We start from the raw sequence: 15295 nt of genomic DNA, 5'->3' as shown, positions 1-15295 counted from the left end.
TTTTCCGTTCGCATACTTTCCGAGGGCCGTCATCAGGCGCCTCTGCCGTGCGGCGCTGTCAGTGGTGGCTGCAAAGCTGAACAGATGGACCGTGATGACGAGCAACTACTCCGCCCCCGGGTCTACGGCGCCGACCACGACCACCCGGGCCCGCTGCCGAACCGGCGCTACGCCGAACTGGTCGGCGGCCCGCTGGACGGCCTGCTGCTCGACATCACGGAGTGGACACAGGCAGAAGTCGACGCCGGCGTCGCGCTGGCCACCGAGCTGGGGCAGTTCGGCGCCGGCGGCCGGGCGATGTACGATCCACGCCCCGGTGATCCGGCCCGCTTCGACTGGACCGGCGACACTCCCTGACGCCCTGCGTCGACTCGCCGTATGAGCCGGCCCTGGGCACAAGGCGTGTCCAGCGCGCCGATCGTCGTGCACCGGCCGGCCATCCCGGGACGCCGGAGATCTCACTGTGGCCATGTACGCATCGGAGTCGAACTCAACGAGGCACCGCATCTTCGGTGGAATGCAGTGGTTCTGCGGTCTTCGGGGCCAGCGCGCGGATGGAGGGGGTGGCGACCATGGCGAGTGTGGCGAGGAGGATGAGCGCGGTGGCGGCGTAGAGGGTGGTGTGGAGGCCGAGGAGGAGTACGGCGGGTCCGGCGGCGAACTGGGCGAGCGGGAGCGCGAGGTAGGAGCCGAGGTCGTCATAGGCGTAGACGCGGGCAAGGCGGTCTTCTGGGATCTGCTCGTTGAGGGTCGAGTACCAGGCGACGCCGGCCTGTTCGCCGCCCACGCCTGCCACGAAGTTGGCCACGACCAGCAGCCAGGTGTACGGGGCGAGCGCGAGCAGCAGCGGGATCGTGGCCGTCAGGCCCATCAGCGCGCAGCCGACCAGGATCGCGCGCCGGGGCCGCCATCTCAGCGACAGTACGCCGCCGGCGACCGCGCCGAGCGAGCCCGCGGCAAGGGCCAGGCCCCAGCCGCTGCGGCCGATCTCGGTGCTGTCGGCGACGGCCGGGCCGAGGACGGTGAACGAGGCGGTGAGGCCGGCGTTGAGGAAGCAAAAGGCCACCACGATCACCCACACCCAGCTGCGAGAGGTGAACTCCCGCCAGCCGACGCGTAGTTCGTGAATCAGACCGGGGCTGGGCGCCGCGGGCGGCGCGACCTGGACGCCGACCAGCGCGAAGGACGCGGCGGCGAGCGCGAAACTGAGCGCGTCGATGGCCAGGCCCCAGCCCGGGCCGACCGCGGCGACCAGAACGCCGCCGAGCGAGGCACCCGCGACCACCGCGCTACTGCCCGCGATGCGGGAGAGCGCGAGGGCGGCGCGGCGGGACTCGGCCGGCACGGTCTGAGGCAGCAGCGCCTGGGCGGCGGGCTGGTAGCAGGAACCTGACGCCCCGGAGACCGCGGCGAGCACCATGAGCAGAGGGATGGCGGCGTTGTGGGTGAGGACCAGAGTGGCGATCACCGCCTGGCTCACGCCGCAGACCACGCTGCTGCCGACCAGCAGCGGGCCACGCGGTAACCGGTCCGCCAGCACCCCGCCGTACAGCAGGAAGCAGATGCTGGTGAGGGAGTGAGCGCCGACCACCAACCCGAGCGAGCCCACCGAGCCAGTGGCGTCGAGCACGGCGAAGGCCAGGGCGATCGGCCCCACCCCGTTGCCGAGGAGGTTGGCCGTCGTACCGATGAAGAGGTGACGGAACGGGCGGTGACGCAGAGGCGCCAGAGCGGCAGACACGCGCCTGATCGTCCGGGCCGGGCGGCGCGCCCGTCAACGGATTAACGGGCCGATGGCGCACAACAGACTGATAAACCGCATTCAACTGATTGTCACTGCTTCGAGGTAAGCATCTCGTCTCCCCGGTGGATCAGGCCCACTCAGCGGCTACCTTTGCGCAGGTGGACGGCTCCTCGTGATCCTTCCCGCTCGTAGACCACTCCTCCCTGTCTCCCGGTCGGCGCACCCGCGCGCGCCGGACGTCCCGTCGTGCAAGGAGAACTCCCCCCGATGACCGTCGACAGCGTCCCGGAAGCACAGACCGCACCCGACGCGCCACAGCAGTCCCTGAGCACCGCGGCCGCCCGCAACCTCGCCACCACCACCAAGTCCGTCCCGCAGATGCAGGAGATCACCTCCCGCTGGCTGCTGCGAATGCTGCCCTGGGTCGAGGCCAAGGGCGGTGCCTACCGGGTCAACCGGCGCCTGCGCCACACCGTCGGCGACGGACGGATCGAGTTCGTCCAGGAGGGCGCCACGGTCCGGGTGATCCCCCGGGAACTCGGCGAACTGGCCCTTCTGCGCAGATTCGAGGACACGGGCGTCCTCACCGCCCTCGCCGACCGCTGCACGCAGCGCGACTTCGTGGCGGGTGAAGTCCTCGTCGAGCGCGGCAGCCCGGCGGACCGGATCCATCTGATCGCCCACGGCCGCGTCAGCCAGACCTCCACGGGCAAGTACGGTGACGAGATCGCCATCTCGACTCTCGCGGACGGCGAGCACTTCGGTGAGAAGGCCCTACTGGACTCCGACGCCCGCCACGACTGCACGGTCACCGCCGAGACCGCCGGCGTCCTCCTCACCCTCTCCCGCGACGACTTCGCCGCCGTCCGGGCCGCCGCGCCCCACCTGCAGACCCACGTCGACGCGTTCAACTCCCGCAAGCAGCAGCGTCAGAACAAGCACGGCGAGGCCGAGATCGCCCTGTCGGCCGGCCACGTCGGCGAGGCCGAACTGCCGGGCACCTTCGTCGACTACGAGCTGGAGCCCCGCGAGTACGAGCTCTCCGTCGCACAGACCGTTCTGAGGATCCACACCCGGGTCGCCGACCTCTACAACGGTCCGATGAACCAGAGCGAGGAGCAACTCCGGCTCACCATCGAGGCCTTGCGCGAGCGCCAAGAACACGAGCTGATCAACAACCGGGAGTTCGGGCTGCTGCACAACGCCGACTTCAAGCAGCGCATCCAACCCCGCTCCGGCCCGCCCACCCCGGACGACATGGACGATCTGCTCTGCCGCCGACGCGGCACCAAACTCTTCCTCGCCCACCCCAGGACCATCGCCGCCATCGGACGTGGCTTCAACGCCTGCGGCCTCTACCCCGACCACGTCGACCTCGGCGGGCAATCCGTCCCCGCGTGGCGCGGGGTCCCCATCCTGCCCTGCAACAAGATCCCGATCAGCAAGGAACAGACCAGCTCCATCATCGCGATGCGTACCGGCGAGAAGAACCAGGGCGTCATCGGCCTGCGGCAGACCGGACTGCTGGACGAGTACGAGGAAGGCCTCTCCGTGCGCTTCATGGGCATCAACGAACAGGCGATCATCTCCTACCTCGTCAGCACCTACTACTCCGCCGCGGTGCTCCTGCCCGACGCCCTCGGCGTGATGGAGAACGTGCAGATCGCCCCCAGGCCGCGTTGAAGGCCTGATCCGCGCGGCAGGTCCCCGCCCGCCACCTCCTGCACCGGAGCGCCCACCCCCACCGCAACAAGGAGCCGCCGATGCCCGACTCCGGGCCCCTCGGATCATCCCCGCCTGAACAGCGGCCGACGCCGCCCACAGCCGTGCCGGACGCCCGCACGCCCTCGGTCCCCGGCCTGCCGGTCACGCCGACCGCCCTGCACTTTCTGGCCGCACTGCATCCGCCGGTCACCATCCCCGACCCGCCACCGCCAACACCGGCAGCCTCCGCCGTACGGAACCCGCCTGACGCGGCAGCGGCCGACTCCGCCCTCCAGCGGATCCTGCGCGGACCGACCGGACCGGGCACGACCTCGCTCTCCTTGGCGGACAGGTACAAACCTCCGCCCCCGGATCCGGTGCCCTCGGCCCCGGCCCCCGCCCCGCCCGCCGAGGGGCGAGCCGTCCCCGGCCTCTACTACCACCCTGTTCCGGAGCCCGACCCCGTTCGCGTCGAGGAGGTGAGCCGCCGGATCAAGCGCTGGGCCGAGGACGAGGTCCAGCTCTACCCCGAGGAGTGGGAGGGGCAGTTCGACGGTTTCTCCGTCGGCCGTTACATGGTCGCCTGCCACCCCGACGCCCCGACGGTCGACCACCTGATGCTCGCCACGCGGCTGATGGTCGCGGAGAACGCGGTGGACGACTGCTACTGCGAAGACCACGGCGGGTCACCCGTCGGTCTCGGCGGGCGCCTCCTGCTCGCGCACACCGCGCTCGACCACTTCCACACCACGGCGGAGTACGCGCCGGCGTGGCAGGAGTCGCTCACGTCGGACGCCCCGCGCCGGGCCTATCGCAGTGCGATGGACTACTTCGTCCGCGCGGCCACGGACTCCCAGGCCGACCGCTACCGGCACGACATGGCCCGGCTGCACATGGGCTACCTCGCCGAGGCCGCCTGGGCGGAGACCGGCCACGTACCGGAGGTGTGGGAGTACCTGGCGATGCGGCAGTTCAACAACTTCCGCCCCTGCCCCACGATCACCGACACCGTCGGCGGCTACGAACTGCCCGCGGACCTGCACGCCCGGCCGGACATGCAGCGGGTCATCGCCCTCGCCGGCAACGCGACCACCATCGTCAACGACCTCTACTCGTACACCAAGGAACTCAACAGCCCGGGCCGCCATCTGAATCTGCCGGTGGTGATCGCGGAACGCGAGCAACTCAGCGAGCGCGACGCCTACCTCAAGGCAGTCGAGGTTCACAACGAACTCCAGCGCGCCTTCGAGGCCGCCGCGGCCGACCTCGCGGACGCCTGCCCCCTGCCCACCGTGCTGCGGTTCCTCAGGGGCGTGGCCGCCTGGGTCGACGGCAACCACGACTGGCACCGCACCAACACCTACCGCTACACCCTGCCCGACTTCTGGTAAGGAACGGACATCTCTGTGACCGCTGAAACGACCTCCACCGCCTCCGCGAAGATCCCGGCCCCGGCGACGCCGTACCAGGGGGACATCGCCCGCTACTGGAACAACGAGGCACGGCCGGTGAATCTCCGCCTCGGTGACGTGGACGGTCTCTACCACCACCACTACGGCATCGGCGCCGTGGACCACGCCGCGCTCGGCGACCCCGCCCACAGCGAGTACGAGAAGAAGCTCATCGCGGAGCTGCACCGACTGGAGTCGGCACAGGCGGAGTTCCTCCTGGACCACCTCGGCCCCGTCGGGCCCGACGACACCCTCGTCGACGCCGGCTGCGGGCGCGGGGGGTCCATGGTCATGGCCCACCGTCGCTTCGGCAGCAGGGTCGAGGGAGTCACTCTGTCCGCGACTCAGGCCGACTTCGGCAACAGGCGCGCACGGGAACTGCGTATCGAGGACCACGTCCGCTCCCGTGTGTGCAACATGCTCGACACCCCCTTCGACAAGGGCAGCATCGCCGCCTCGTGGAACAACGAGTCGACCATGTACGTCGACCTTCACGACCTGTTCGCCGAGCACTCCCGCTTCCTGAGGGTGGGCGGCAGGTATGTGACGATCACCGGCTGCTGGAACCCACGCTACGGCCAGCCGTCGAAGTGGGTCTCCCAGATCAACGCGCACTTCGAGTGCAACATCCACTCCCGCCGCGAGTACGTGCGTGCCATGGCCGACAACCGGCTCGTGCCACAGACCATCGTCGACCTCACCCCGGAGACGCTGCCCTACTGGGAGCTGCGGGCCACTTCCTCGCTGGTCACCGGTATCGAAAAGGCGTTCATCGAGTCCTATCGGGACGGCTCTTTCCAGTACGTCCTGATCGCGGCAGACCGCGTATGACCCCTGCCTCGCAGGGCCGGGGTCTCACTGACAGCCCCGGCCCCGCGAGGTCCCCTTCTTCCCGGACGCTGTGTGGCCAGGCGGGCGACGGTTCGGGCTCCTACAGCGGCAAGGCCATCGGAACGATCGGCATGATGTGCCGATGCCGGAACCTTCCGCTCAGAAGTGGCCGCCATAGGTGTCGCCGCCGAAGCTGCTCGGCCAAGTGGTGGCGTGCCGGGTCGACGTTCGGTCACCCGGTGGCGACGGTTGCTTGGGCGGCCAGGGGTCTGGGCGTCCCGCCCGCTCCGCGACGATCCGGAAGTGCTCGTGCTCGTACCGGTAACGCTTCTCGGCGAGGACGGCGCGTAGCCTCGTGCCGGTCGGGTCCTCGCGGTCGAACCGCTCGAACTGCTCGGTGAGGAAGAGCAGCGGGAGCAGCTCCTGGTCGTCTTCGGGCAGATAGCCCGCGTCGGCCACGGCCGCGACCGCCTCCGGCTCGAGCACGATCGCGCGGGCCAGAATGACCCTTCGCATACCCCAGCGTCCGAAGTCCTCGACCGGGGAGTCGCCCAAGGGACCGAGGTCGCGCAGAGACCGTCGTACGGCTGCGGCCACGTCGTCCGGCAGTTCCGTGTCCAGGATCGCCAGGATCCGGTCGATGATGACGTCTGCCCCGATCCTCAGCCCGTCGACGGAGCAGGTCAGTTGCAGGACCCTCCCGTTCGGATCGGCCTCGCGGTAGGCCGCGAACTCCCGGGTGAGCAGCAGGAAGACGGGTGTCCAGGCGGGGCTGTCCGGCCGGTACCCGGCGTCGCGGGCTGCGGCAATCGCCTCGGCGTCACCGAGTATGGCCTGCTCACACACCGCCGTGACTGCCTCCCGGGCAGACAGGTCACGCAACGCGTGGCGGCACCGGTCGTGGACCTGTTCCGGCATCCAGGTGCCGAGATACTCCAGCAGCCGCACGGCCAGGGCGCCCTGTTCAAATGCCGCGAGCAGATCGGGCCGGTCCTTCAGGAGCGCAAGCAAAGACAGGTCGATGTCGCCGGGCTGGGCGGGCGACCGAGGCAGGTTCGGGTTGGCGCAGACGATCTTCAGGAACGCATTCGGCTCGCCTCCGAGCCACAGGCCGCACCGGGTCTCATGGCCGGGTGGTGCCGCGCCGATGTAGGTCGGGCCCAGCCGCGCACGCGGCCGGAAGTCGGTTTCCAGGGCATCCAGCAGGCTGGGCTGGTCGGTGACGGACAACAGGTCGGCCAACCGTTGGCGCAATGCGGGATCGGGGAACCTCAGCGCGGCTTCGACCAGCCGCGGAACCTCCGGATCGCCCATGTACACGCCGGTCGGCGGGTCGGCGGCGGTCTGCGGGAGACAGGCGGTCAGCCGGACCCGCGGCCGGTACGGGGACGTGGGGTCGTCCTCGAGCAGGAACTCCAGCACTGGAACGACAAGCTCCGGCCGCTCGTGGTTGCCGAACCTGAAGTTCGCCGCTGTCAACAGGAACCACGCGCCGCGCCAGACCTCGTCGCGCTCGTCCCCGCCGGCCGCCCACCACCGGTCGATCCGCTCACGGGCCCGGCTGTTGCGCTCGTAGAGTGCGGCAGCCAGTACGTCCTGGCCGCGTTCCTGGCCGCGCCACCGACGGAACCTCATCGTTCCATGATGCATCGTCTGCACGCCGATGGCGATGCCGATGGCTCGTGCCCGCAACCTCAACTGGAAGAGGGCGGCGCGCTGTTGGTCAGGGCCGGGCCCACGCCAGGACCCGGCTGCACGACTGCGCTACGCCCCGGTCTTGAGGGCCTCTGCGATCTGCTGGGCGGCCTGGGCGGGTGTGAGGTGCGTGGTGTCGACGACCTCGGCCTCGGCGTGCAGCCACGTGCCGGCCGCCTCGGCGTAGGGCTCGAGGTATTGCAGGCGGAACGGGGAGTCGGGGCCCAGTACGGTGTCGCCCGCGATGCGCCCTCGGAGGGTGTCCTGGTCGGCATGGAGGACGAAGTGCCGGACGGGAATGGCATGCTGGGCAAGGCCCGAGCTGATCTCGCGCCAGTACTGCTCGACCAGGACCGTCATGGGCATCACCAGGGTCCCGCCGGTGTAGTCGAGGACGCGTCGGGCGGTCTCGACGACGAGCGGCCGCCACGGCGGCCAGTGCTGGAAGTTGTCCGTCGCGGGCAGCCCCGGCGAGATGTCCATGAGTGTCTCGCCGACCTTTTCGGCGTCGAACACCCGTGAGTCCGGGATCAGTTGCTGCACGAGCGCACTGGTCGTCGTCTTGCCTGCGCCGTGGGTGCCGTTGAGCCATACGATCATGGACTTGACGCTAGCGTCGCGGGGCCGCGGGTACAGGAAGAGTGGAAAACCCGTCACGGCTTCGGAGGCCTCAGGGTGGTGCCAACCTGCAAGATCAGGTGCTGCCGGTCTCGAACAGGTGCGGTCGATCGCCTTGGGGCCTACGCCGCGCCGGACGACCCGCTGGCCAAGGGCTGGGTGATGCCGCACGCCGTCTCAGACGTCGCCGAAGTCGGCCGGCCATCACAGCGCCACAGGACGCCACGTCCCTGCCTCCCCCCCCGGGCCCTGGCCGGCACATCGGACCGGAGGCCTTCTCTGCAAGGTCCGCAACCGTCCGAGTGGAACCAAGGCACGCCGAGCTCGTGGCGCTCGACAACCGTTCCGATTGCAGTCATAGCTGCTCTCGTTTTTTCCTCGCATCTCCGCGTGTCATGTGATCGACTCCAGAATGCGGTCGAGTGTCCGGCGCCCCATTCTGCTCATCGTCGGATTGCTCTCGGCGTAGTACCAGACAAGACCCATAGCCTGTTCGAACGCCCATGCCTTGCCGCGCTCCCACTCCAGATCGTCACAGGCCAGTTTTCGCCGGAGCACTTCTCGCGGGCCTGGCTGCAACAGATGCCAAGCACTGACCAGATCCAGCGCGGGGTCGGCCGGGCCGAAGCCGCCGGTGTCGAGTACGCCGCTGAGCCGGTCTCCCGTGACCAATACATTGCCGGGAATCAAGTCACCATGGCTCATCACGTCGGCACTCGTGCGTGGCAACTCCCGAAAATGGCTCCATACCTGGCGCAGCCGGGGCACGTCGAGCAGCCCCGCACTCTCCTCGAAGCACTCCGTCATCCAATCGTCGTGGTGAGTGAGAACGCCGCCCCGGTTTTCGCCGCTGAAAAGCCGCCCCCGCGTCTCGGCGTCCCGCAGGGCTGCGATGAAGGCCGCAAGGTCCTCGGCAAAAGCGTCCGACCCGCTCGGGTCGGCATCAAAGGCGACCGTTCCCGGCAGCCATGTCTGGATCGACCACGGCATGGGGTAACCCGCTCCGGGCTTTCCCAAGGCGACGGGTTCCGGGGCGGGGAACCGAGACACCTGTGCCAACTCCGCGCTCGCCTTGGCTTCCTGTTCCAGCACCGCCAGCACATCGGCAGCATCGGCCAGACGGAGTGGGAAACGCGCAGAAAGGTCGTTCCCGATGCGGAAGATGGCGTGGACCGTCCCGGTCGACGACAGGGGTTGGATCGCCTTGCCGCTCCAGTGAGGGAACTGCGCTTGGATCAAGGCCGCAACGATATCGGTGGTCACGTCCACCTGGTCCTCGTGCATGGTCATCTCGCAGGCCCCTCCACTAGGCAGTCGCTACCCGAGAATAGGCAGCCGCTACCCGAGCGGCCTCCCGGTCGTCCAGGACGGACAAGAGACCCCTGAAGCTAGTCTCCGTCACGCGTAGACCCGTTCAGCCCTCGGCCGGGGTGCGCAGCGGCTCGCCGACACTCCTGAGGTGCCGCAGCGCCTCCCGGTGCGAGGCGATCAGCCCAGTCCGGTGGTACGGGATGCCCAGCTCCGCGCAGTACCGCTCGGTGATGCCCTGCGCTCTGGAGAGTGCGGGTGTCGGCATGCTGGGGAAGAGGTGGTGCTCGATCTGGTAGTTGAGCCCGCCCATGAAGGCGTCGATCAGAGCGCCACCCCGGACATTGCGCGAGGTGAGGACCTGGCGGCGCAGGAAGTCCAACCGGGTCCCCTCCTCGATCATCGGCATCCCCTTGTGGTTGGGTGCGAACACCGAACCGAGGTAGATGCCGAACAGACCCTGGTGCACAGCGAGGAAAGCGAGCGCCTTGGCGGGGGAGAGGACAGCGAACAGGCCGCCAAAATACACCACGAAATGAGCCACGAGCAGCGTTCCCTCGAGCACGGGCCTTTTCACTGACCGACTTTTCAGAGCTCGGAAGCTGCTGAAGCTGAGATTCAGACCCTCCAGGGTCAGTAGCGGAAAGAAGAGCGCGGCCTGGTGCTTTCCGACGAAACGTGGCAAACCCCGGGCCTTGCGTGCCTGACGGCGCGACCAGACGAGAATGTCCGGCGCAACGTCCGGGTCCTTTCCCTCGTGATTGGGGTTCGCATGATGCCGGGTGTGCTTGTTCATCCACCAGCCGTAGCTCATGCCCAGCAACAGGTCGGCGACCAGCAGTCCCCCTGCCTCGCTGGGCCGCCGACGGGAAAAGACCTGTTGGTGGGCGAGGTCGTGGGCGGCCAGTCCAAGCTGGCCGAAGACCACGGCCAGGGCGACGGCGACGAACAGTTGGCCCCAGCTGTCCCCCAGCGCGAGAAACGCGCCGACGCACCCCGCGAGAGCGAGGGCGACCAGTCCGAAACGGACCGTGTAATACAGGGGCCGGCGCCTGAGAAGTCCGGCCTCGGCTATGCGCCGAGATAATTCAGAGAAGTCGCTTCCCCTGTTCTGATTCCGTCCTTCTCCTTGCGTCGGCGGGTCCACCGGAAGCACTATCGATTCAGTCATGGGGCTCAGTATTCAGATACTTCTCCGGCGGCAGAATGGTGTCCGCCCCCTTGAACGGGGTGGAGTCAGCGCCACCATGGTTCCGGGGGAAGACCGGACACCCAACAGGCGTTGCACGCATCAGCCCACAACGACGAACGGCGACGCGAGAGCTGTGTCAGTTCCCGGCGAGCAGTGCCGTGAGGCGGGCCGTGCCGGCGGATACGGCGAGCAGAGTGCCGAGCGTGGTCCGCTCGGCCGACGCCGACAATCCGGGGGCACCGCCGGGTTCCGCCTGCGCTCCGACCAGCAACACCTGCCACGGCCCCGGTACCCCCTCCGCGTCGACCGTGATCGTGTCGCCGTCGCGAGTCGTCCGGAAGACGGCCGCCGAGTTGTCCCCGGCGCCCAAGGCCGGGATTCGTGTCACGACCGTCGCACGGTCCCTGGGCGCATGGACGCGCAGAGTCGCCCCGTGCACCCAGTCGTACTCCGCCGAGTCATCGCTCTCGCCGTACGGGATGACCGAGCCGGGCCGGGCGAGAAGGGGCAGGCTGTCGTAGCCGTACCGCCCGCGCCGCCAGCCGGGCCCCTGGACCCGTTCGCCCGACAGCAGATGCGTCCACGTACCGTCCGGGACGTAAAAGTCGACGACGCCGTCGGACGAGAACACGGGGGCGACGAGCAGGTCGTCGCCGAGCATGTACTGCCGGTCGAGGGTGTGGCAGGCCGGGTCGTCGGGGAACTCCAGCACCATCGCACGCATCATCGGAGTGCCACGCTCGGCGGCCTGCTGGGCCGCACCGAACAGATAGGGCATGAGCCGGTGTTTGAGGCGGGTGAAGTCGCGGGTGACCGCGACCGCCTCCTCGTCGTAGTCCCACGGCACCCGGTACGACTTGCTGCCGTGCAACCGGCTGTGCGACGAGAGCAGCCCGAACTGCACCCACCGCTTGAACACATCGGGCGTCGGCGTGCCTTCGAAGCCGCCGATGTCATGGCTCCAGAAGCCGAATCCGGACAGACCGAGCGACAGTCCGCCGCGCAGCGACTCGGCCATGGCGCCGACGTGCGACTCGCAGTCGCCGCCCCAGTGCACCGGGAACTGCTGTCCGCCCACCGTTGCCGAGCGGGCGAAGAGCACGGACTCACCGGCACCCCGGGCCTCGCTCAGCACCTCGAAGACCGTCTCGTTGTAGAGCTGTGTGTAGTAGTTGTGCATACGCTCAGGGTCGGAGCCGTCGTGCCAGACCACATCGGTCGGGATCCGCTCGCCGAAGTCGGTCTTGAAGCAGTCGACGCCCTGCGCGATGAGCGCGCGCAGCTTGCTCGCGTACCACTGGCGCGCCCGCTGATCGGTGAAGTCGACCAGGGCCATGCCGGCCTGCCACAGGTCCCACTGCCACACGTCGCCGTTGGCCTTGCGTACCAGATAGCCGTGCCGTTTGGCCTCCGCGAACAGCGGGGACTTCTGCGCGATGTACGGGTTGATCCACACCGACACACGCAGTTCGTGCTCCTCCTTGAGCCGCCGCAGCATGCCCTCGGGGTCGGGGAACACCTCCGGATCCCAGGTGAAGTCGCACCACTGGTACTCGCGCATCCAGAAGCAGTCGAAGTGGAAGACACCCAGGGGGATGTCGCGCTCGGCCATGCCACGCACGAACCGGTTCACCGTCTCCTCGTCGTAGGAGGTCGTGAAAGACGTCGACAGCCACAGTCCGAACGACCAGGCGGGCGGCAGCGCCGGGCGGCCGGTGAGCGCCGTGTAGCGGTTCAGGACGTCCTTGGGCGTCGGACCGTACACGACGAAGTACTCCAGCGCCTGGTCCTCGACGCTGAACTGCACCTGCCCGACGGCCTCCGAGTCGATCTCGTAGCTCACCTTGCCGGGGTGGTTGACGAAGACGCCGTAGCCGCGATTGGTGAGGTGGAAGGGGATGTTCTTGTACGCCTGCTCGCTCGCGGTGCCGCCGTCGGCCTGCCAGATGTCCACGCTCTGGCCGTTCTTCACGAACGGCGTGAACCGTTCGCCGAGTCCGTACACCAGCTCCCCGACAGCGAGCGTGAGTTGTGCCAGCGAGTGGTGGCTGCCGTCGCCCAGGACCGCGAAGCCGGTGCCACGGGCCTTGGCCGAGGTGAGGACGCGGCCGTCCGCCGTGAAGTCCAGCCGCCACGGGGCCGCGCTGTCCACGCACAGGGACAGCTCCCCGGCCGTCAGCTTCAGCAGCGAGCCCTCCCGGGTGACCTGCGCCGCGTGGCCGGGCTCGGTGTGCAGTGCGAACTCCGGGCCGCGCTCGGCAGCGCCGGCGTGGTGGGTGGAGCGGATGCCGATCACGCCCTCGGCGGGGGACCAGCACTCGACGGTCAGCAGCGGGCTGTTGAGGGTCTGGCCGCGGCGCGTGACGTGCTGGACGGGCGCGTGCAGCGTGAACCGGTCCTCGTCGACGCGCACGTCGGCGACCTCGGCGGCGTACGACGCCTGGACGCCTTCGCGCATCAGCCAGTAGCCGTCGGTGAACTTCATCGGGAGTCCTTACCAGGAAGGGTGCGGGCGCGGTGGGCGGCGATCAGCCGCCGGTACCAGCGGTAGCTGTCCTTGGGTGTGCGTGTCTGCGTGTCGTAGTCGACCCGGATGATGCCGAAGCGCTGTCCGTAGCCACGAGCCCACTCGAAGTTGTCCAGCAGCGACCACACGTAGTAACCGCGCACGTCGACGCCCGCGCGCACGGCGGCGGCGAGCGCGTCCAGATGGCCGCGGAGATAGTCGACCCGCTCCACGTCGCGGACCCGGCCGTCGGCGTCGGGGGTGTCCGCCTCCGCTGAGCCGTTCTCGGTGATCAGCAGTGGTGGCAGCGTGGGGTAGCGCGCGGCCAGGTCGACCAGCAGGTCCGTGAAGGTGTGCGGGACGACGGGCCAGCCCATGGTGGTGTGGCGGACATCTTCGCGCCAGGTCTCCAAGGCCCGGACGTCGACCGCGGTACGGGTGGCCGGGTCCGGGTCGCGGTGCGGGGCGTCGGCGACGGTGATCGGGCGGTAGTAGTTGATGCCGACGAAGTCGAGCGGTGCGCCGATGAGTTCGAGGTCGCCGTCGAGTCGGTACGAGCCGTCGCCGTGGGGCAGCAGCTCGCCCCAGGTCTCGGCTTCGTGCTCCGCGTATCGCCCCGCGAACAGCGGCTCGAACCACACGTCGTTGTGGAGCGTCTCGACGCGGCGTACGGCGGCCAGATCGGCGGGGGAGTCCGTGGCCGGCAGCAGCCGGTCGGGGTTGAGTGTGATCCCGACCTCCCGTGCCCCCGCGGCGCGCAGGGCGCGGACGGCCAGCCCGTGGCCGACGAGCAGATGATGTGCGGCGGCGAGCGCACCGCGACCCTCGCGGGCGCCGGGGGCGTGGGCGCCCGCCCCATAGCCGACGAAGGCGCTGCAGAAGGGCTCGTTGAGCGTGATCCAGCGGTCCACCCGGTCGCCGAGCCGGGCGGCGACCACCCCGGCGTAGTCGGCGAACCGCTCCGCCGTCTCGCGTGCCCGCCAGCCGCCCCGGTCCTCCAGGGCCTGAGGGAGGTCCCAGTGGTAGAGGGTGGCGGCGGGCGAGATGCCGGCGGCGAGCAGCTCGTCGACGAGCCGGTCGTAGAAGTCGAGCCCGGCCGCGTTGAAGGGGCCGGAGCCGGTCGGCTGGATACGCGGCCACGCGATGGAGAAGCGGTAACTGTCCACGCCCAGCTCGCGCAGCAGCGCGATGTCCTCGGAAAAGCGGTGGTAGTGGTCGCAGGCGACGTCACCGGTGGCACCGTCCGCGACGCGCCCGGGTTCGCGGCAGAAGGTGTCCCAGATGGACGGCCCTCTGCCGTCCTCGTCGTATGCGCCCTCGATCTGGTAACTGGCCGTGGCGGCGCCGAAGAAGAAGCCGGCCGGGAACTCGGGGAACTCGGAGAGAATCACAGGGAGGAACCTGCCTACTTGACCGATCCGCCGGTGATCCCGGCGGCGATGTACTTCTGGGCGACGACGAGCAGGATCGCGGCCGGAACGGCGGAGAGTACCGCGGTCGCCATGACCGCGCCCCAGTCGCTGACATGCGCGCCGACGAACTGGTAGATGCCGAGCGTGACGGGTTTGACGTCGTCCGTCGTGTTGAGGGTGAGCGCGAACATGAAGTCCGACCAGGCGAAGAGGAAGGTGAACAGTCCCGCCGTGATCAGGGCGTTGCGGCTCATGGGCAGCACGATCCGCACGAACGCGGTGAAGCGGTTCGCGCCGTCCACCATCGCGGCCTCGACGACCTCGCCCGGGATCGACACCATGAAAGCCCGCAGCAGCACGACCGCGAAGGGCAGACCGAGTGAGGCGTCCGCGAGGATCAGCCCCAGATAGGAATTGACGAGATCGAGCTGCGCATAGGCGCTGTAGAGGGCGTTGGCGACGACGATGCCCGGAACCATCTGCGTGATGAGCGTCGCGAAGACGATGCCCTGCCCGCCGCGGAGTCCGAACTGGGCGAGCCCGTACGCGGCGGGCGCGGCGAGCGCGAGACAGACGACGACGGCACCGAGCGCGACGACAAAGCTGGTGAGCAGCGAGCCGCCCTGGGTGCTGATCGCCGTATCGAAGTTCTTCAGTGACGGTGACACCGGGAACCACTCGGTGGCGGCGATGCTCGACTCGGGCTGGAGGGCGGTGTTGAGCATCCAGTACACCGGGAAGAGCAGCACGGCGAGGATCAGCAGAGCGGCGGCGGTGTTCCACACCGAACGAATGCGGAGAGGACTCGCCGGTCGTTTCGTCGGTCGGTTCATC

General features: G+C 69.0%; 12 protein-coding genes. 4 read left to right on the top strand and 8 right to left on the bottom strand.

Annotation, left to right across the window (positions count from 1 at the left end):
• Positions 1 to 84: 84 nt before the first annotated feature.
• Entirely contained in the window at positions 85 to 357 is a 273-nt protein-coding gene (locus ABZ016_RS27165; RefSeq protein ID WP_356919305.1) for a hypothetical protein, read from the top strand.
• 133 nt (positions 358 to 490) lie between these two features.
• Here ABZ016_RS27165 and ABZ016_RS27160 read toward each other — a convergent pair whose 3' ends face one another.
• A complete protein-coding gene (locus ABZ016_RS27160; protein WP_356919304.1) occupies positions 491 to 1741 on the bottom strand; it encodes an MFS transporter in 1251 nt (416 codons plus the stop codon).
• A gap of 270 nt (positions 1742 to 2011) precedes the next feature.
• On the opposite strand from ABZ016_RS27160, the gene ABZ016_RS27155 reads away from it, so the two are divergent.
• The 3 genes from ABZ016_RS27155 (at position 2012) to ABZ016_RS27145 (ending at position 5730) form a co-directional block, all read left to right on the top strand.
• Entirely contained in the window at positions 2012 to 3427 is a 1416-nt protein-coding gene (locus ABZ016_RS27155; RefSeq protein ID WP_356919303.1) for a family 2B encapsulin nanocompartment shell protein, read from the top strand.
• Between the two features lie 80 nt (positions 3428 to 3507).
• Entirely contained in the window at positions 3508 to 4839 is a 1332-nt protein-coding gene (locus ABZ016_RS27150) for a 2-methylisoborneol synthase (RefSeq protein WP_356919302.1), read from the top strand.
• A 15-nt stretch (positions 4840 to 4854) separates the two neighbouring features.
• Positions 4855 to 5730, top strand: coding sequence for a geranyl diphosphate 2-C-methyltransferase (locus ABZ016_RS27145; protein ID WP_356919301.1), 876 nt, complete (start codon positions 4855 to 4857; stop codon positions 5728 to 5730).
• Between the two features lie 159 nt (positions 5731 to 5889).
• Here the strand turns inward: ABZ016_RS27145 and ABZ016_RS27140 are convergent, their stop codons facing one another.
• From ABZ016_RS27140 to ABZ016_RS27110, 7 genes are all read right to left on the bottom strand, one after another.
• A complete protein-coding gene (locus ABZ016_RS27140) occupies positions 5890 to 7365 on the bottom strand; it encodes a hypothetical protein (RefSeq protein WP_356919300.1) in 1476 nt (491 codons plus the stop codon).
• 129 nt (positions 7366 to 7494) lie between these two features.
• Positions 7495 to 8025: an ATP-binding protein gene (locus ABZ016_RS27135; RefSeq protein WP_356919299.1), complete on the bottom strand. Its 531-nt coding sequence runs from the start codon at positions 8023 to 8025 to the stop codon at positions 7495 to 7497.
• Positions 8026 to 8436: 411 nt separating this feature from the next.
• The gene (locus tag ABZ016_RS27130; RefSeq protein WP_356919298.1) at positions 8437 to 9333 is read right to left on the bottom strand and encodes an aminoglycoside phosphotransferase family protein; all 897 of its coding nucleotides are present in this window, start codon (positions 9331 to 9333) and stop codon (positions 8437 to 8439) included.
• 124 nt (positions 9334 to 9457) lie between these two features.
• On the bottom strand, positions 9458 to 10522 hold the full coding sequence (locus ABZ016_RS27125; RefSeq protein WP_356919297.1) for an acyl-CoA desaturase: 1065 nt from the start codon (positions 10520 to 10522) through the stop codon (positions 9458 to 9460).
• 157 nt (positions 10523 to 10679) lie between these two features.
• A complete protein-coding gene (gene yicI / locus ABZ016_RS27120; RefSeq protein ID WP_356919296.1) occupies positions 10680 to 13028 on the bottom strand; it encodes an alpha-xylosidase in 2349 nt (782 codons plus the stop codon).
• Entirely contained in the window at positions 13025 to 14440 is a 1416-nt protein-coding gene (locus tag ABZ016_RS27115; RefSeq protein ID WP_356919295.1) for a GH1 family beta-glucosidase, read from the bottom strand. The genes yicI and ABZ016_RS27115 overlap by 4 nt, the downstream gene beginning before the upstream one ends.
• A gap of 14 nt (positions 14441 to 14454) precedes the next feature.
• On the bottom strand, positions 14455 to 15294 hold the full coding sequence (locus ABZ016_RS27110) for a carbohydrate ABC transporter permease (RefSeq protein ID WP_356919294.1): 840 nt from the start codon (positions 15292 to 15294) through the stop codon (positions 14455 to 14457).
• Between the last annotated feature and the right edge of the window lies 1 nt (position 15295).

Source organism: Streptomyces sp. NPDC006372 (assembly GCF_040612515.1).
Lineage (GTDB): Bacteria > Actinomycetota > Actinomycetes > Streptomycetales > Streptomycetaceae > Streptomyces.
This window is presented reverse-complemented; position numbering and strand designations above follow the sequence as displayed.

Coding starts and splice junctions, on each gene's coding strand:
- ABZ016_RS27140 (WP_356919300.1), bottom strand. CDS start 7,365: ATGAGGTTCCGTCGGTGGCGCGGCCAGGAACGCGGCCAGGACGTACTG.
- ABZ016_RS27110 (WP_356919294.1), bottom strand. CDS start 15,294: ATGAACCGACCGACGAAACGACCGGCGAGTCCTCTCCGCATTCGTTCG.
- ABZ016_RS27135 (WP_356919299.1), bottom strand. CDS start 8,025: ATGATCGTATGGCTCAACGGCACCCACGGCGCAGGCAAGACGACGACC.
- ABZ016_RS27155 (WP_356919303.1), top strand. CDS start 2,012: ATGACCGTCGACAGCGTCCCGGAAGCACAGACCGCACCCGACGCGCCA.
- ABZ016_RS27165 (WP_356919305.1), top strand. CDS start 85: ATGGACCGTGATGACGAGCAACTACTCCGCCCCCGGGTCTACGGCGCC.
- ABZ016_RS27150 (WP_356919302.1), top strand. CDS start 3,508: ATGCCCGACTCCGGGCCCCTCGGATCATCCCCGCCTGAACAGCGGCCG.
- ABZ016_RS27125 (WP_356919297.1), bottom strand. CDS start 10,522: ATGACTGAATCGATAGTGCTTCCGGTGGACCCGCCGACGCAAGGAGAA.
- yicI (WP_356919296.1), bottom strand. CDS start 13,028: ATGAAGTTCACCGACGGCTACTGGCTGATGCGCGAAGGCGTCCAGGCG.
- ABZ016_RS27130 (WP_356919298.1), bottom strand. CDS start 9,333: ATGACCATGCACGAGGACCAGGTGGACGTGACCACCGATATCGTTGCG.